Source organism: Galbibacter orientalis DSM 19592 (assembly GCF_000260115.1).
Lineage (GTDB): Bacteria > Bacteroidota > Bacteroidia > Flavobacteriales > Flavobacteriaceae > Galbibacter > Galbibacter orientalis.
This window is the reverse complement of record NZ_JH651379.1, coordinates 2,993,447-3,010,032: the sequence shown is the minus strand read 5'-3', so window position 1 is coordinate 3,010,032 and position 16,586 is coordinate 2,993,447. Positions and strand designations below refer to the sequence as shown.

The following is a 16,586-nucleotide window of genomic DNA, read 5'->3' as shown; positions in this document are numbered from 1 at the left end:
AATGCTAGAAACAAATGCAAAGAAAAATACCATTAAGAATATTGTATTTGATTTTGGCGATATTTTTATAGACTTGGACAAATTGGCTTCCATGAGATTAATTCATAAAGAATTTCCTGAGTTTACTTTAAATCAGGATATAATTAATACTAATAATGAGTATGAAAAAGGCATAATCTCCACAACAAATTTTATAGAATCTTATAAAAAATCGCTTCCTAATATTTCAGATGAAAGGTTAAAAGAAATATGGAATGCTATTATCTTAAAAATCCCTACACATAGATTAGCTTTTATTGAAGAACTATCGCAAAAAGGCAATTATGAGCTATTTTTGCTTAGCAATACAAATGAGCTTCATATAGAGCAAGTAATAAAAAATAACGGTTTAAAAAGCTACCATCGTTTTAAAAATTGTTTTAATAAATTCTATCTTTCTCATGAAATCAAATTCAGAAAACCCAATAGAGATATTTTTGAATTTGTTTTAAACGATAATAATATCACTCCAGGAGAAACCCTTTTTATTGACGACACTTTAGAGCACATCAATACTGCTAAACAAATGGGATTTCATACTTGGAATTTAATTCCTGGAAAAGAAGATATAACAGAATTATTTAGCAAAGATTATCCGTTCAAGGATTAATTATGTTAGTAACTCCTATCTTGAATTGTTAACATTTTATAAGTTTGCATCCTAAGAAATCAAATTACTTTGGAAGATTTATATAAAACCCTAGTTAAACCAACAAGTGAAGTCCTTTTTAAAGATAAAGGAAGTAAGTTTTTTGGATATGCTTTCCCTGTTGAGAATGAAGAAGATATAAAATATTTTTTAGAAGAAATAAAAAATAAACACAGCAGTGCACGCCATCATTGCTACGCATGGCAAATAGGAACCGAAAAAGACAAAATTCAGTACCGAGCCAATGACGATGGAGAACCATCCAATACTGCTGGAATGCCAATTTACGGACAACTACAATCTTTTGATATTACCAATGCATTAATAATTGTTGTACGTTATTTTGGAGGCGTAAAACTAGGTGTTGGCGGACTTATAAACGCCTATAAAACTACCGCTCAAATGTGCTTGGAAGCAGCAGATATTATAGAAAAAACAATTGATATTCACTATAAAATTACCTTTGAATACAAGCACATGAACACAGTAATGCGAATTATAAAGGAGAAGAATTTAAACATTGAAAGTCAAACAATGAATCTATCTTGTGAAATCGTTGTTAGTATTAGAGAAAGTCAAGCAGCACAAGTCCCTATTTCCTTCGAACCTTTTTATGAGATTAAATTAACCGAGTTGTAGTATTTCTCATAATTTATTTAGGATATAATCTGGGCAGCGCATAGGTCTTAAAGTTTCACTATTAATAAATGCCAAAATTGTGTTCCCTTCAGCAATAATATCTCCTACTTCGTCAAAAATTGTATAATCAAATTCAATCTTAACCGTAGGTGTTTTTTTCAATCTAGCTTCTACTGTTAATAAATCGTCATACTTTGCAGATTTCTTATAATTAAGCTGTAGAGACACTACAGGGAGCATTACCCCATTTTCCTCCATCCAACGATAGGAGACCCCAAGTGCTCGCAACCATTCAACTCTCGCAATTTCAAGATATTGAGCATAATTACCATGGTATACCACCCCCATTTTATCGGTTTCACTATATCGAACTCTTATGTTAATTTTATTTGTTTTCTCCATATAAAAATGTATTTTACGAGTGTTAAGAAATTATGAACAGAAAGTTAACAAGCATGCGAAAAAAAAAGAATAAATTCAACCTACTTTCATTTTTTTTTTCAATTTTTTGTTCACATATTTGTTTAATCTTTTACGATAGTTGATTTCTAAAATTCTATTCACTATCAAACCTGACTAACTATTAAAATAATATCAAAGAATGAACGTAACTGCGGAATCCGTATGGGAAAATTGTCTACACTTTATAAAAGACAACATACAACCTCAAGCATATAAAACTTGGTTTGAACCCATAAAGTCTGTAAAGTTAACGGATAATGCTTTGAGTATCCAGGTTCCGAGTAAGTTTTTTTACGAATGGTTGGAAGAACATTACGTAAAACTCCTTAAAGTAGCTTTAACCAAAGAGTTAGGAGAAAACGCAAAGTTGGTGTATGTTATTAGAATGGAAAACACCTACGGCAACAAACAACCGTTTACAGAAAGTATCCCGAGTTCCAACAGAGCAACTATGCAACCACAAGAACTTGACGTTCCTGTAAAACACAAGAATCCAGAATTAAAAAATCCTTTTGTTATTCCTGGAATTCGAAATATCAAAATAGAATCTCAATTAAATCCAAATTATAGTTTTGACAATTTCTTAGAGGGCGATTCTAACCGATTGGCACGTTCTGCTGGATTAGCAGTTGCAAACAAGCCCGGCGGAACCTCTTTCAACCCATTACTTATATTTGGAGGGGTTGGACTTGGAAAAACTCACTTAGCGCATGCTATTGGTGTTGAAATAAAAGACAAATATCCAGAAAAAACAGTTTTATATATTTCTGCTGAAAAGTTTACGCAACAATATATTGAGTCTGTTAAAAAGAATACTAGAAACGATTTTATTCATTTCTATCAACTTATTGATGTTTTAATTATTGACGATGTTCAGTTTTTCTCAGGAAAATCTGGAACACAAGATGTATTCTTTCATATTTTCAACCATTTACATCAAAACGGAAAACAAGTAATTCTTACTTCAGACAAAGCTCCTGTAGATATGCAAGATATTGAGCAACGCTTATTATCTAGGTTTAAATGGGGATTATCTGCGGAATTACAAAATCCTGATTTCGAAACACGTATTTCTATCCTAAAAAATAGACTCTACCGAGATGGTGTTGAAATGCCAGAGGAGATTATAGAATGTGTTGCAAGAAATATTAAAACAAATGTTAGAGAATTAGAAGGCGCCATCATCTCTTTGATAGCTCAGTCTTCTTTCAATAAAAAAGAAGTAACAATTGAACTTGCTAATCAAATTGTTGAAAAGTTCGTTAAAAACACCAAACGTGAAGTTTCTATAGACTACATTCAAAAAGTAATTTCAGATTATTTCCAAATGGACGTAGAAACACTTCAGTCTAAAACTAGAAAGCGTCATATTGTTCAAGCTAGACAATTAGCCATGTTTTTTGCTAAGAAATACACCAAAGCCTCTTTGGCTAGCATTGGTTCTCAAATTGGAAAAAGAGACCATGCCACCGTTTTACACGCCTGTAAAACTGTTGATAACTTAGCAGAAACCGATAAACAATTTAGAAAATACATAGACGACTTAAGTAAAAAGTTTGCCCAATAATGCGTGTAAAAGTACTCATGGTTTGCTTAGGGAATATTTGCAGATCTCCATTAGCAGAAGGTATTTTAAAAGCTAAAGTGGATCCAAACAAAGTTTTTGTGGATTCCGCAGGAACTTCTAATTACCATATTGGAAGCTCTCCAGACCCAAGATCTATTCAAATTGCTGCCAAATACAATATCGATATTACCAATCAACGTGGAAGACAATTTACCCAGAAAGATTTTGAGGATTTTGATTTGATCTTTGCCATGGACACCAGTAATTATAAAAACATTGTCCAGCAAGCAAAAAATGAAACTGATAAAGAGAAAGTTCATCTTATCCTCAATAAATTAACTCCAGAAGAAGACCTAGATGTTCCCGATCCATATTATGGCGGAGTAATGGGGTTTGAAAATGTCTACAAAATGCTCGATGAAGCTACTGATGTTATTGTAAAAGAAATTTCTATTTTATAGTTTCTTTGTATCTTAGAGCCAAAATTTGCTCATGACTTCAGAAAGTAACACTAAGGGAAAACTATACTTAATCCCAACAACATTAGGTGAAGTAGAACCTCTTGAGGTACTCCCACTTTCCATAAAAAGAGTTATTGAAAATCTTGATTTTTATATTGTTGAAAACGAAAAAACAGTCCGTCGTTTTATTAAGCGGATAAGTCCTAAAAAGTCACAACCAAGTTTAAAAATTCAAGTTTTAAACAAATACACTTTACCAGAAGAAATTCCAACTTTTATTACACCCTGCTTAAATGGGTATGACGTTGGAATTATTTCTGAAGCTGGTTGCCCTGGAGTTGCAGACCCAGGAGCAGATGTAGTTGCAATTGCACACGACAAAGGCGTACAGGTAGTTCCTTTAGTAGGTCCCTCCTCCATTTTACTCGCTTTAATGGGAAGCGGAATGAACGGTCAGAGTTTTGCATTTAATGGCTACCTCCCTATCGATAAAGCTGAGAAAAAGAAAGCCTTAAAAGACTTAGAGAAGAGATCTAAAGAACTAGACCAGTCGCAAATTTTTATGGAAACTCCCTACAGAAATGATAAACTATTAGCCGATTTAACAACTATCTTAGCTGCTAATACTCAGCTTTGTGTAGCTACCGATATTACTTTAAATACGGAATATATTAAAACACAATCTGTATCTCAATGGAAGGGTGCTAATATAGACTTACACAAAAGGCCAACCATATTTATTTTACATGCGCAATAAAACAAAACTATAAAACACAAAAAGCCCGAAAACATTTATGTTTTCGGGCTTTTTTATTAAGATCATTTTAAGCCTACTATATTCTAGCAGCTTTATTAGCCTTTACATGAGATACATCGTATCCTGAAAATTTACGCATATAATAACGGACAGAAGCTCCATTTGCATCAGCAAAACCAGAAACTCCATGGGTGCGTAAATAGCGTTTTACATTACCAGGGCCTGCTAAATGTGCAGCAGCTAAAATTCCCGACTCTGTAACTTTAACACCATTAAATACACGACCAACATACCATTCGATATCTTTCCTTAAAACCCATTTGTTTCTTTCAAGATTGGCTATAAAAGCTCTTTCCTGCAATTCTGGATTATTAAGAAAATCTGAACTAGAACTCACTCCTATTGTTTTAAGAGTAGATGCTCCAAATTGATATTTGCCCATATATCCTAAAGGGTTTACAGTAAAATAATCCCCTCTTGATTCTTTAAAAGCTAATGCTTCTTTGAAACCATTAAAAGACTTTCCTAAAAAGGGTGTTCTAATAATGTCTTCAACATCTTCATCTTCTAAAGAAACCGAATACGCTAAAGGCTTCGTTACTCTATTAATGTTATGAACGTTTTCTTCGGTTTTTTTTGTTGAAGTAAAACCTAAACTTACCACGATTACTAAAACTAAAACAGCTACTAAAACATTAAATTTTAATATTTGTTTTCTCATATAAGTATATTTCTTTAAGCTTTACATCATCGAAATGATTACTTAAAATTGAGCGTGCAAATATACAACTTTTTTAATAAACAGAAAATCAGTAAGTTAAAGTAATCTTAAAGTTTAAATTAACGTTTTATAGCCTGCGAATTAAGCCATTTTACATACTCTTGCTTGTTTGCATTATGCTGTGAAAGCGTTTTGGCAAATTTATGATATCCAAAATCTTTAACATTTGCTACAAAATACAGATAGTCATTTTTTTCATAATTTAACACTGCATCTATAGCAGAAATATCTGGCATTGCTATCGGACCAGGAGGAAGTCCAGCATACTTATAAGTGTTATATGGAGAGTCCAATTCTAAATCTTTATAAAGAACTCTTTTAATTACTTTATCCTCATCTCCAGTATGCTTTCTTATTGCATAAATTATAGTTGGATCTGCCTGTAAAAGCATATTCCTATTTAACCTATTCATATAAACACCTGCTACTCTTGGTCTCTCATCAACCATAGCTGTTTCTTTATGAACAATAGATGCTAAGGTTACTACTTCCAATGGCGACAAACCAATAGCTTCTGCTCTTTTTAGACGAGTTTCATTCCAAAAACGATTGTATTCCTTCAGCATTCTATCTCTAAAACTATCGGCAGAAGTATTCCAGAAAAATTCATAACTATTTGGCACATACATTGCCAAGGCAGTATCTTCATTAAAGTTACTACTGCTTAAAAAACTACTATCAGTAAAACTAGTATACAGAGAAACACTATCGGCTTCTATCTGTGTAGCAATTCTGCCTGCAAGTTTAGTAAGCGACTCTTGATTATTAAAAGAAAGTGAAATAGGTACGTTTTTACTCCTTAAAGAATTAATAATTTCGTTATTATTCATTCCTTTTTTAATAGCGTACTTTCCTGCTTTAATGTTAGCTGTATATCCTTTTTGAGTTGCTACCTTTTCAAAAGTAGCCATGTTTTCCAACAAAGGATCTAATTGCTCTTTTACATCATTAAATCCAGCATCCGATTTAATATAAACATACGCTTCTTCATTCTGAAAAGCTGTGTTTGGAGAGAATACGGCATTATAAACATAATACACAAATACAAAGCCTACAATGGCACCCAGAAGCGCTATCGCTACTAAAATTTTTCTTATATACATTATTTATTAATCTTTTGATAAAGAATTTCGTTTTGAAATTTTCCCGAAGTATAGTTCCAATCTTTTTTAATTCCAATTCTTTCGAAACCTAAATTTGAAAAGAGATGAATACTAGGTTTGTTGCTTTCAGAAATATTGGCATATAATTGATGAAGATCTAAATGATTAAAAGCATAATCTATTAATAAAGACAACGCTTCACGCCCTACTCCTTTATTTCTATTAGCTTCTTCTAAAACTACAATCCCAACTCCTGCTCTTTTATTTTTAGGATTAAAATCGAAGATATCTATAAAACCAAGTAATTTATTATTGTAATTGGAAATTGCCAATCTAAGTTGCTTAACTTCAAAAATATCTTTGTGACTATTTGCTAAATACTCTTTCAAAATAAATTTAGAATAAGGTGCTAAAGTTTCACTTACCTCCCAAACTTTCTCATCGTTTTCCAAAGTGTAAAGAAAGTCTAGGTCTTCTGGTTCCAAAGCCCTTAAATAAATTGTATTTCCAGAGAGTGTTATCATTATACTTTTATTATTCCTGAAAAAACCTGCGTTGCTGGCCCTACTAAATGAATATTTTTATACCCCACTCCATTCTTTTCGAATGAAACTTTAAGTTCTCCGCCAGGGGTTTTTAATGTAATTTTATTACTTGTTGTCTTTGCTGTTTCATACATAGCAATAGCAACCGCTGTTACTCCTGTACCACATGATAACGTTTCATCTTCCACTCCACGCTCATAAGTTCGTACACTAAAAGTTGTGTCTCCCTCTTGAGCTACAAAATTTATATTACTCCCTTTACTCCCATATTTACCATAACGTAGCTTGGCTCCATTTTCTTTTACATCTAAATGCATTAAATTCTCTACTAACTGCACATGGTGTGGAGAGCCAGTATTTAGAAAAGTATAGGTATCAAAAACATCTATTTTTTCTACATTTTGCATTGCCAAACTAACAATTCCATCTGCTACGCTTGCGGTATGTAAACCATCAACGGCTATAAAAGAACAATTATCTTCTATTACATTTAGAAATTTTGCAAATGCCACTAAACATCTCCCTCCATTACCACACATAGAACTTTCGTTTCCATCTGCATTATAATACACCATTTTAAAATCTGTAGCATCATCATTCTCTAAAAGAATTAATCCATCAGCTCCAATTCCAAATTTTCTATCGCATAAAAAATTAACGAGTTTGGTATCATTTTTGGGAAAGATATCCTGACGATTATCAATCATAACGAAATCGTTTCCAGTACCTTGGTATTTATAAAAATTAAGTTCCATAGTAAAATTTATACTTGTATCTATTAGAATTCTGAAGGCTTTGTTAAAAATTAACAGTCTTCTAACCGATTCACAAATATACAATAAAGCAAACGTTTATTTCATTGTTAAAGTGCGTTAAAATTGAAATATGGAATATAATTATCAAGTAATTTTAAGTGTTAATTAAAATAAATTAGTTTAAAAGTGATGAAGAAATTTTTAAGTCTTTTACTCGTATCTATACTAGGGGGTGCCATTACTTTAGGCATTTATAAATTTGCTTTTGAAAAGCAAATTCCTTTAATAGAAAACCAAGAAAATCAATCTAAATTTGTAACTGCTAGTTACAATCCATCAACCTTAGAAGCAGCAGAAAATATCAATTTTACTGAGGCTGCAGACAAAACAGTTCATGCGGTAGTTCACGTTAAAAATCTAACGGTAAGCAAAGGTCCTACAAGTATAATGGAATACTTTTATGGATCTGGAAGTAGTCAGCCAAGAACTCAAGTAGGAACTGGTTCTGGAGTAATTATTTCTCCTGATGGCTATATTGTTACCAACAACCATGTTATAGCAAACGCTACTAGGCTACAGGTAACTCTTAATAATAATAAAACCTATAGCGCCGAATTAATTGGAACCGACCCTGAAACAGACATTGCTCTTATTAAAATTGATGCTGAGAGTGATTTGCCTTATTTAGCTTTTGGAGATTCCGATTATTCAAAAATTGGCGAATGGGTATTAGCTGTAGGAAACCCTTTTAATTTAACTTCTACAGTTACTGCGGGAATTATTAGTGCTAAAGCTAGAGATTTAAATGAACAAGATGGGGTTTTTCAATCCTTTATTCAGACAGATGCTGCCGTAAACCCAGGAAATAGCGGAGGTGCCTTAGTAAATACTAATGGAGAGTTAATAGGTATAAATACCGCTATTACCTCTCAAACTGGGTCGTACATTGGATATTCTTTTGCTGTACCAAGTAATATTGCAAAAAAAGTAGTTGACGATATTATGGAATTTGGAAATGTACAAATGGGAACTTTAGGAATTAAAGGTCAAGATTTAGCTGTTCTTAATGGTCGAGTTGAAGGAATTAACGAATCTGAAGGGGTTTTAGTTGCTGAAGTATTTAAAAAATCGGGGGCATATAAAGCTGGACTAAAATCGGGAGATATCATTAAAAAAATTGATAATATTAAAATATCTAAGTTTTCTGATTTAACAGGCTATTTAAGAAGTAAAAGACCTAATGATTTGGTTAATTTAACCATCCTAAGAGATGATGAAAATATGGAACTTCCTGTAACATTAATAGATAATACCTCCTACACATATACTATTGAAGAAGTTGGAATTTCCATCCAAGCACAAACAAAGTCGGATAAAGATAGATACAACAATCAAGAAGGTGTTGTAATATATAGTACTAACGACTACAATAGAAGATTAGGTTTAGATGGAAAATTATTAGTTGGCATCAACGACGATAAAATAGAAACTATTGATGATGCTAAAAAAGCCGTTGCAAAAGCTAAAGAATATGGAATGATGAGTCTTGTTATTTTAAATGAACATGGTGAAAGAGAGCGTTTAGTTTTCAGAAATTAAAAGCGTATAATGCACACTTAAAAGAGCTTCGAAATGAAGCTCTTTTTTTTATCAAAAAAGCTTCACGAAAACGTTTGAAATATATACTTTTGCGAAAAAAAACCTTCAGTAGATAATAAATGAAGGAGAAGTTAAAAATATTTTAAAAAAGAGGGTAGCCTCAAAAAAACAAAACCCTAATAGGGGATTAAAAAAGCACTACAAACAAAACAACACAAGAATGAAAGTAACAAATGAAACCTATGAGAAAGAACTTGCTTTTCAGGCAGACAGAAGAAGAGCAACCGTAGAGTTTATTAAAATTGTAAGTGATCTTTGGTATGATAACTCCGTTGAACTAGTACTTTTTAGAAATCAGTTGATAGACAAAAGTGTTAGTGAAATAATGAACTTACACAAATATGCAGGAGAATTTGTACAGAAACCAATATCAATTTTCGATTCGGTAGACATTGCAAATGCCATAAAAAATATGAATCTACCTCCTTCAAAAATCGACATAGGAAAACTTACCTATGAGTTTCATGTAGAAGATTCTCAGCATACAGATACCGCTTCATTTGTTATCAATAAATTAAAAGATGCTAATAAAACAAATGGGATAAAACCTAAAGACGTTATTTTATACGGGTTTGGAAGAATTGGTAGGCTCTTAGCTAGAGAATTAATGGCAAAAACTGGAGTTGGATCACAACTTAGATTAAGAGCAATTGTTACCAGAGGTGAAATTACAGAAGAAGTTCTAAAAAAAAGAGCTTCATTATTAGAAAACGATTCTATTCATGGTTTCTTTTCAGGAACAGTTGCTATTGATGTGGAGAAAAAAGCATTAATAATAAATGGAACTACTGTTTATTTAATTAATGCATCCAATCCAGAAAACATTGATTATACTGCCTACGGAATTAAAGATGCGTTAGTAATAGATAACACAGGGGTTTATAGAGATGATAAAGAGCTAGCACGTCATTTAAAATCGAAAGGTGTAAAAAAAGTACTTCTTACAGCTCCAGGAAAAAACATTCCTAATATTGTATATGGTGTAAACCACAAAGAATACAATCCTGATAAAGAAACTATATTTTCTGCCGCATCCTGCACCACAAATGCTATTACACCAATTCTCAAAGCTATTGAAGACTCTTTAGGGATTATAAAAGGACACCTAGAAACTATTCATGCCTATACAAACGACCAAAATTTGGTGGATAATATGCATGGAAAATATAGAAGAGGAAGGGCTGCAGCATTAAATATGGTTATTACCGAAACTGGAGCAGGAAAAGCTGTAGCAAAAGCGCTCCCTAATTTAGAAGGAAAATTAACCTCCAATGCCATTAGAGTTCCTGTTCCAAATGGCTCCCTAGTTGTTTTAAATTTAGATATTGAAAAAGGAACAACAAAAGCAGGCATTAATACCATTATAAAAAAATATGCATTAGAAGGAGATTTGGTAGAGCAAATAAAATATTCCTTAAATAACGAATTGGTTTCCTCGGACATTATAGGCACCTCCGCCCCTTCTATTTACGATAGTAATGCTACTATTGTTTCTCCAGACGGAAAAAACGTTGTTTTATATATTTGGTATGACAATGAGTACGGCTATAGCCACCAAGTAATGAGACTTGCAAAGTATATTGCTAAAGTTAGACGTTTTACTTACTATTAATAATAAAATAAGCCTTATTCTTGACTCATAATTAAGAATAAGGCTTTTTTAATTTCACAATTATTAACTATTTTAGTTATTTAACTCATATTAAATAACTCATGGAAATACCTAACAAAGAATATGCTTCCTTTAAGGTAATTCTTGTTATTGTTATTTTTATTTTTTTGAATTTTTCATTCAGCTACTCTCAAAATGACAGTATTGCGGATCATGATTTTACCAGACAATTATGGTTTGAATTAAAACCATCTTGGAAATTGAGTGAACGCACCCGTCTAAATACAGATATTAGCTATAGAACTAACGAACCAAAAAATGGAGAAAGATTTGTCTCCAAAGCTGAAATCCAATACCAATTAAAACAACTCAATCTAAAGAATTTAAAATTTAACCATGCGGTAACTGGAGGTATCGGGTATTTTTATATCAATAATTTTAATGCCGTTAACGCATTTGAATATAGGATATACCAAGGATATAGTCTTGGTTTTAACTTTACCAAAAGAACAAAATTTAATCAATACCTTCGTTTAGAAGAACGTTTTACCAATCTTTTCAGAGAAGAAAACAGCTCTTTTGGATTACGATTACGATATAAAATATCTGGTATTATTAATTTGTCAGACTTATTTGCGGATAAGTCAAAAGGCTTTTACATCCCTGCTGATGTTGAGTTTTTCTTCAATATTAAAAAATCTAAACAAATTAACGATGTTATTAGAATCACTCCTGGAATAGGCTATGTATTCAATCCTAGTTTTAAAGCACAATTCAGCATTGGTTATCATTACACTAAACAAGAATTTGAAAACTTAGTTCGAACTAATGATATTATCTTTCAATTAAGAGTATACAAAACATTTCCTTTACGCTTAGTTAAAGACCCACATGAATTATAATAAAATTATTAATGTCCGAGTAAAAATACTAGATCGCTTCGCTATAAGAATAAAGGACAAAACTAAATCTTAAATACCACAAAATAAGTAGTTTAAAGAAAACGCATTACTAAAATCCTTTTTTCATTCATTCTTATTAATAGCAAAGCTTCCATTTTGAAAACCCCATTTGAACTATCATATAAATGGAGTCCAATAAATTCCGTTAAACTTTTATTGGACAACAATATAATAAAATGTAAAACTTTTTTATTAAATGAAAACAATAACTTAATATTGTAATCGTTTGCAGTAAAAACGTAACTTTGCAACCCTAAATATTGCTACTACATAGATTTTTTTGAATCATCCATCTGCTTTAAGCCTAAATATGTGATATTCAAAAAGAATAAATTAATTCATTTTGACATATATTGTCAATGGATTAAACTCTTTATGAGAAATTAAAACGAATAATTAACCTACTTCGGTTCTAGCTAAATGGATTTCGATAAAGAATCGAAGTAAGAATCGAGGAATTAAAACCACGTAGTGGAATTAACATTTTAACGAATGAAGATGACGAGAAAGAACCTATTAACAGCAACATCCTTAATTCTATTTTCAATTTTCACTGTCATTGCACAAGAAAGTGATAAAAAAGAATTGTCTTTAACAGAAGGGAGTATCGACAATCAGTTTGAATACATCTTTCAAAAGGCCAACAATTATCAAGATTATAAAGTAGTAAAGAAAAACTGGCTTTTACTTCTAAAGAAAAACACGCTAGATTCTGTAGCTAGGTTAGAAAAAGAGCTTGCAACATCGGAGCAACTAACGAGTACACAGAAATCAAAAATTGATAATTTAAACAAAGAATTAGCTTCTACAAATCAACAACTTGCAACAGTTACTGAAGAGAAGGATAGCATTTCTTTTTTTGGAGCCCTTATTAACAAACCTGCCTACAAAGGTATTATGTGGGGAATTGTTGCTATCCTAGCTTTAATTCTAGGTTTCTTTGTTTATAAATTTAAAAATGCCAATACAGTAACTCAAGAAGCTCAAAAATCTTTAGCGGAATTGGAAGAAGAATATGAAGAACACCGCAGAAAAGCTTTAGAGCGAGAGCAGAAAGCTAGAAGACAATTACAAGACGAAATAAATAAGCAAAAACTTACTAAAACTAAGTAAGGTTTTAACTTTTTTAAGATATAAATCCCATTTATGGGGATAAATTATGATTCTATTAAACTCCCCTTAAGGGGAGTTTTTTTATCTTACCAATTAAAAACCATCCATGTCAAAAAGAAAAAAAGCAACTTACATAGTTGTAGTTATTATACTTTTATTAGTTATAGTACGGTTATTACTTCCCACTATTGTAAAGAGATATGTAAACAATACTTTACAAGAAATACCAAGCTATTGGGGACATGTAGAAGATATAGACATTAATTTGTACCGAGGTGCTTATGTTATTCATCAATTAAAATTAGATAAGATGAATGGAGAAAGTAGCATTCCTTTTTTAAATTTTGAGAAATCCGACATCTCCATTCAATGGAAATCGCTTTTTGACGGAGAAATTGTAAGCAAAATCGACTTATACAGACCTAAAATCACTTATATTTTTGAAGAACAAGTAAATGATTCTGTAAAAACTTCTAACAACGATTGGAGTAAAGCACTAACAGATCTTGTTCCCATAGACATTAATAAACTTACAATTACTGAAGGAAAAGTAGGATTTATTGAATTTAATAAGAGTCCCGATGTAGATTTATATATTGACCAAATAGAGTTAGTAGCCACCAATTTAAGAAATGTAGAAAACAAAGAACAAAAGCTCCCTTCCTCACTTCATTTAACAGGAGTTAGCATTGGTGGCGGAAATGTAAAACTTGATGGAGAAATGGATTTAGTACAACAAATTCCAGATGTTGATTTTAATTTTTCACTTGAAAAAGCAGCTGTCAAAGCTCTAAACTCATTCACCCTTGCTTATGTAGGAATAGACTTTGAAAAAGGAAATTTTGACCTTTTTAGTGAGCTTGTAATAAACAATGGTTATTTAAAAGGATATTTTAAGCCTATTTTAACGGATGTAAAAATTGTAGATTCTTTTGGCAAAGAAAACAGTAGTATCTTTAAAAAAGCATGGGAAGGATTTGTTGGATTTTTTAAATTTATCTTTAAAAATCAAAAACAAGACTCTTTAGCTACTAAAATCCCTATTGAAGGCGACCTTAACAATGTAGATTCAAACATTTTTAGTACTATTGCAGGAATCTTTAAAAATGCATTTATAAAAGCCTATAAAGGAGAAATAGATGAGTCGGTAATGTTTAAAGATGCTAAAAAAGAAGAATAAAATTCTATTTATAAAATGCGGATAGATATAATTACAGTACTACCAGAGCTACTTACAAGTCCTTTTGAAGCTTCTATTTTAAAAAGAGCAATTGATAAAGGGCATGTAGAAATACATTTACATAATTTAAGAGATTATACTACAAATAATTACAAAACTGTAGATGATTATCAATTTGGTGGCGGAGCTGGAATGGTAATGATGATTGAACCCATTGATAAATGTATTAGCGGATTAAAAGCAGAGAGAAGCTATGATGAAGTTATTTATATGACTCCAGATGGGGAAACCCTCAATCAAGGCATTGCAAATCAGCTTTCATTAAAAAGGAATCTTATTATTTTATGTGGCCATTATAAAGGAGTAGATCAACGGGTACGTGATATTTTTGTAACCAAAGAAATATCAATAGGAGATTATGTACTTTCTGGAGGAGAGTTGGGAGCCGCTGTACTATGCGATTCTATTATCCGCCTTATTCCAGGTGTTTTAAATGATGAAACCTCTGCCCTAACCGATTCCTTTCAAGACGATTTATTGGCGCCACCAGTTTATACTAGACCCTCAGATTATAACGGACATAAAGTACCTGAAATTTTATTGAGTGGTAATTTTCCTAAAATTGAAAAATGGCGTGAAGAACAGGCTTATAAGAGAACAAAAGAGCGCAGACCTGATTTATTAGATGAATAAATCTAGTAATTATAACATTAGTGTCCGAGTAAAAATACAAGACCGCTTCGCTGCAAGAGAAAAGAACAAAGACTAAATCTTAACTATTACAACATGAGCAGCTTAAAGAAACAATATTACTAAGCTCCTCTTTTTATTCATTTTTATTAATAGCAAGGAGGCTATTTTAAAAAACTCTATTAACCCTTGATATATGTAGAATGCAATAAACATTGTCTGCTTTTATCGGACAATAATATAATTATAACATTTATGTCCGAGTAAAAATACAAGACCGCTTCGCTGCAAGAGAAAAGAACAAAGACTAAATCTTAACTATTACAACATGAGCAGCTTAAAGAAACAATATTACTAAGCTCCTCTTTTTATTCATTTTTATTAATAGCAAGGGGGCTATTTTAAAAAACTCTATTAACCCTTGATATATGTAGAATGCAATAAACATTGTCTGCTTTTATCGGACAATAATATAATTATAACATTTATGTCCGAGTAAAAATACAAGACCGCTTCGCTGCAAGAGAAAAGAACAAAGACTAAATCTTAACTATTACAACATGAGTAGCTTAAAGAAACAACATTACTAAGCTCCTCTTTTTATTCATTTTTCTTAATAGCAAGGAGGCTATTTTAAAAAACTCTATTAACCCTTGATATATGTAGAATGCAATAAACATTGTCTGCTTTTATCGGACAATAATATAATTATAACAAAAAATAAACTGTAAAAGGTTGTATTTTAATTAATAATAATTATTTTTGCACCCAAATTCGGATTAACCTCTGACGATAATCGTGAATGTTACTCTGAATCAACACATTATAAATATAGCACAATGGAAGCTTTAGTAAAATTTGTACAAGACGAGTTTGTAGAAAGAAAAGAGTTCCCTGAGTTTTCAGCAGGAGATACAATTACTGTATACTATGAAATTAAAGAGGGAGAAAAAACACGTACTCAGTTCTTTAGAGGAGTAGTTATCCAAAGAAGAGGAACAGGTTCTTCAGAAACGTTTACTATTAGAAAAATGTCTGGAACTGTTGGGGTAGAAAGAATTTTCCCAATCAACATGCCTGCATTACAAAAAGTAGAGATCAACAAAAAAGGTAAAGTACGTAGATCACGTATATACTACTTTAGAGGTCTTACTGGTAAAAAAGCAAGAATTAAAGAGGTTAGATCTTAACCTATTTACCATAACACAAAAAGCCTGCTATATGCAGGCTTTTTTTATGAACAATTGTTAATAAGTCATGTTTATAAAGTGTTGATTAATAATGTGTTAAAAAATTGTAATCAGCATACATTTACCTTATATTTACAATAGAGTTTTAAGAAAGATTAATTCTTAAAACATTTGTTCTTAATGAGTCTCTTCACTATTTAATTTAAAAAGTTAAATCAAAGAGAAAGTTTGAATTTAGTAGATCATACTAAATCATTGCCAAAAGAGTGGAAGTTTTATACTGAAATTCAATTAGGAATTAAAAACAAATTTGAAGCATTAAAGTTAGGTCTTGATTAAATTATTGAGAAAACTAGATGTTTCATAGAAATAGCGAACTATTAGTAGTAGCGTTCTTTTATAGAAAATACGAAAATTTAAGT

The 16,586-nt window shown here is 31.5% G+C and carries 17 protein-coding genes; 12 read left to right on the top strand and 5 right to left on the bottom strand.

Features of this window, described 5'->3' with window-relative positions:
• The first annotated feature begins 1 nt into the window (after position 1).
• Together JOOMADRAFT_RS13170 and JOOMADRAFT_RS13165 are read left to right on the top strand one after the other, a co-directional pair.
• Positions 2 to 649: an HAD family hydrolase gene (locus JOOMADRAFT_RS13170; protein ID WP_008614124.1), complete on the top strand. Its 648-nt coding sequence runs from the start codon at positions 2 to 4 to the stop codon at positions 647 to 649.
• A gap of 69 nt (positions 650 to 718) precedes the next feature.
• A complete protein-coding gene (locus JOOMADRAFT_RS13165) occupies positions 719 to 1,327 on the top strand; it encodes an IMPACT family protein (protein WP_008614123.1) in 609 nt (202 codons plus the stop codon).
• Between the two features lie 6 nt (positions 1,328 to 1,333).
• Here JOOMADRAFT_RS13165 and JOOMADRAFT_RS13160 read toward each other — a convergent pair whose 3' ends face one another.
• Entirely contained in the window at positions 1,334 to 1,729 is a 396-nt protein-coding gene (locus tag JOOMADRAFT_RS13160; RefSeq protein WP_008614122.1) for an acyl-CoA thioesterase, read from the bottom strand.
• Positions 1,730 to 1,928: 199 nt separating this feature from the next.
• Here JOOMADRAFT_RS13160 and dnaA point away from each other — a divergent pair, with 199 nt between their 5' ends.
• Genes dnaA through JOOMADRAFT_RS13145 form a run of 3 tightly spaced genes read left to right on the top strand, consistent with a single transcriptional unit; the run spans position 1,929 to position 4,574 of the window.
• Positions 1,929 to 3,356: a chromosomal replication initiator protein DnaA gene (gene dnaA / locus JOOMADRAFT_RS13155; RefSeq protein WP_008614121.1), complete on the top strand. Its 1,428-nt coding sequence runs from the start codon at positions 1,929 to 1,931 to the stop codon at positions 3,354 to 3,356.
• Positions 3,356 to 3,817 (top strand): low molecular weight protein-tyrosine-phosphatase, encoded by a 462-nt coding sequence (locus JOOMADRAFT_RS13150; RefSeq protein WP_008614119.1) that lies wholly within the window; start codon positions 3,356 to 3,358, stop codon positions 3,815 to 3,817. Before dnaA ends, JOOMADRAFT_RS13150 begins: the two co-directional genes overlap by 1 nt.
• Before the next feature lie 31 nt (positions 3,818 to 3,848).
• Entirely contained in the window at positions 3,849 to 4,574 is a 726-nt protein-coding gene (locus JOOMADRAFT_RS13145; RefSeq protein ID WP_008614118.1) for an SAM-dependent methyltransferase, read from the top strand.
• A 76-nt stretch (positions 4,575 to 4,650) separates the two neighbouring features.
• Here JOOMADRAFT_RS13145 and JOOMADRAFT_RS13140 read toward each other — a convergent pair whose 3' ends face one another.
• The 4 genes from JOOMADRAFT_RS13140 to dapF form a co-directional block, all read right to left on the bottom strand.
• Positions 4,651 to 5,295 (bottom strand): lysozyme family protein, encoded by a 645-nt coding sequence (locus JOOMADRAFT_RS13140; protein WP_008614117.1) that lies wholly within the window; start codon positions 5,293 to 5,295, stop codon positions 4,651 to 4,653.
• A gap of 119 nt (positions 5,296 to 5,414) precedes the next feature.
• The gene (mltG, locus tag JOOMADRAFT_RS13135; protein WP_008614116.1) at positions 5,415 to 6,458 is read right to left on the bottom strand and encodes an endolytic transglycosylase MltG; all 1,044 of its coding nucleotides are present in this window, start codon (positions 6,456 to 6,458) and stop codon (positions 5,415 to 5,417) included.
• Positions 6,458 to 6,982 (bottom strand): GNAT family N-acetyltransferase, encoded by a 525-nt coding sequence (locus JOOMADRAFT_RS13130; protein ID WP_008614115.1) that lies wholly within the window; start codon positions 6,980 to 6,982, stop codon positions 6,458 to 6,460. The genes mltG and JOOMADRAFT_RS13130 overlap by 1 nt, the downstream gene beginning before the upstream one ends.
• Positions 6,982 to 7,758: a diaminopimelate epimerase gene (gene dapF / locus JOOMADRAFT_RS13125; protein ID WP_040879746.1), complete on the bottom strand. Its 777-nt coding sequence runs from the start codon at positions 7,756 to 7,758 to the stop codon at positions 6,982 to 6,984. Before dapF ends, JOOMADRAFT_RS13130 begins: the two co-directional genes overlap by 1 nt.
• Before the next feature lie 189 nt (positions 7,759 to 7,947).
• Here dapF and JOOMADRAFT_RS13120 point away from each other — a divergent pair, with 189 nt between their 5' ends.
• The 7 genes from JOOMADRAFT_RS13120 (at position 7,948) to rplS (ending at position 16,164) form a co-directional block, all read left to right on the top strand.
• A complete protein-coding gene (locus JOOMADRAFT_RS13120; RefSeq protein ID WP_008614113.1) occupies positions 7,948 to 9,357 on the top strand; it encodes a S1C family serine protease in 1,410 nt (469 codons plus the stop codon).
• 220 nt (positions 9,358 to 9,577) lie between these two features.
• Entirely contained in the window at positions 9,578 to 11,029 is a 1,452-nt protein-coding gene (locus tag JOOMADRAFT_RS13115) for a glyceraldehyde-3-phosphate dehydrogenase (protein WP_008614112.1), read from the top strand.
• A 101-nt stretch (positions 11,030 to 11,130) separates the two neighbouring features.
• A complete protein-coding gene (locus tag JOOMADRAFT_RS13110; protein WP_008614111.1) occupies positions 11,131 to 11,931 on the top strand; it encodes a DUF2490 domain-containing protein in 801 nt (266 codons plus the stop codon).
• 558 nt (positions 11,932 to 12,489) lie between these two features.
• Positions 12,490 to 13,104, top strand: a complete 615-nt coding sequence (locus JOOMADRAFT_RS13105) for a tRNA (guanine-N1)-methyltransferase (RefSeq protein WP_157136685.1) — start codon at positions 12,490 to 12,492, stop codon at positions 13,102 to 13,104.
• A gap of 106 nt (positions 13,105 to 13,210) precedes the next feature.
• Positions 13,211 to 14,284 carry a DUF748 domain-containing protein gene (locus JOOMADRAFT_RS13100; protein WP_008614109.1) on the top strand — a complete coding sequence of 358 codons (1,074 nt, stop codon included), beginning with the start codon at positions 13,211 to 13,213 and terminating at the stop codon, positions 14,282 to 14,284.
• A 15-nt stretch (positions 14,285 to 14,299) separates the two neighbouring features.
• Positions 14,300 to 14,977 carry a tRNA (guanosine(37)-N1)-methyltransferase TrmD gene (gene trmD / locus JOOMADRAFT_RS13095; RefSeq protein ID WP_008614108.1) on the top strand — a complete coding sequence of 226 codons (678 nt, stop codon included), beginning with the start codon at positions 14,300 to 14,302 and terminating at the stop codon, positions 14,975 to 14,977.
• 836 nt (positions 14,978 to 15,813) lie between these two features.
• Positions 15,814 to 16,164, top strand: a complete 351-nt coding sequence (gene rplS, locus JOOMADRAFT_RS13090) for a 50S ribosomal protein L19 (protein WP_008614107.1) — start codon at positions 15,814 to 15,816, stop codon at positions 16,162 to 16,164.
• The last annotated feature ends 422 nt before the right edge of the window (positions 16,165 to 16,586 follow it).

Coding starts and splice junctions, on each gene's coding strand:
- rplS (WP_008614107.1), top strand. CDS start 15,814: ATGGAAGCTTTAGTAAAATTTGTACAAGACGAGTTTGTAGAAAGAAAA.
- JOOMADRAFT_RS13145 (WP_008614118.1), top strand. CDS start 3,849: ATGACTTCAGAAAGTAACACTAAGGGAAAACTATACTTAATCCCAACA.
- JOOMADRAFT_RS13105 (WP_157136685.1), top strand. CDS start 12,490: ATGACGAGAAAGAACCTATTAACAGCAACATCCTTAATTCTATTTTCA.
- JOOMADRAFT_RS13130 (WP_008614115.1), bottom strand. CDS start 6,982: ATGATAACACTCTCTGGAAATACAATTTATTTAAGGGCTTTGGAACCA.
- JOOMADRAFT_RS13170 (WP_008614124.1), top strand. CDS start 2: ATGCTAGAAACAAATGCAAAGAAAAATACCATTAAGAATATTGTATTT.
- JOOMADRAFT_RS13115 (WP_008614112.1), top strand. CDS start 9,578: ATGAAAGTAACAAATGAAACCTATGAGAAAGAACTTGCTTTTCAGGCA.
- JOOMADRAFT_RS13110 (WP_008614111.1), top strand. CDS start 11,131: ATGGAAATACCTAACAAAGAATATGCTTCCTTTAAGGTAATTCTTGTT.
- JOOMADRAFT_RS13140 (WP_008614117.1), bottom strand. CDS start 5,295: ATGAGAAAACAAATATTAAAATTTAATGTTTTAGTAGCTGTTTTAGTT.
- JOOMADRAFT_RS13120 (WP_008614113.1), top strand. CDS start 7,948: ATGAAGAAATTTTTAAGTCTTTTACTCGTATCTATACTAGGGGGTGCC.
- trmD (WP_008614108.1), top strand. CDS start 14,300: ATGCGGATAGATATAATTACAGTACTACCAGAGCTACTTACAAGTCCT.
- dapF (WP_040879746.1), bottom strand. CDS start 7,758: ATGGAACTTAATTTTTATAAATACCAAGGTACTGGAAACGATTTCGTT.
- mltG (WP_008614116.1), bottom strand. CDS start 6,458: ATGTATATAAGAAAAATTTTAGTAGCGATAGCGCTTCTGGGTGCCATT.
- dnaA (WP_008614121.1), top strand. CDS start 1,929: ATGAACGTAACTGCGGAATCCGTATGGGAAAATTGTCTACACTTTATA.
- JOOMADRAFT_RS13160 (WP_008614122.1), bottom strand. CDS start 1,729: ATGGAGAAAACAAATAAAATTAACATAAGAGTTCGATATAGTGAAACC.
- JOOMADRAFT_RS13150 (WP_008614119.1), top strand. CDS start 3,356: ATGCGTGTAAAAGTACTCATGGTTTGCTTAGGGAATATTTGCAGATCT.
- JOOMADRAFT_RS13100 (WP_008614109.1), top strand. CDS start 13,211: ATGTCAAAAAGAAAAAAAGCAACTTACATAGTTGTAGTTATTATACTT.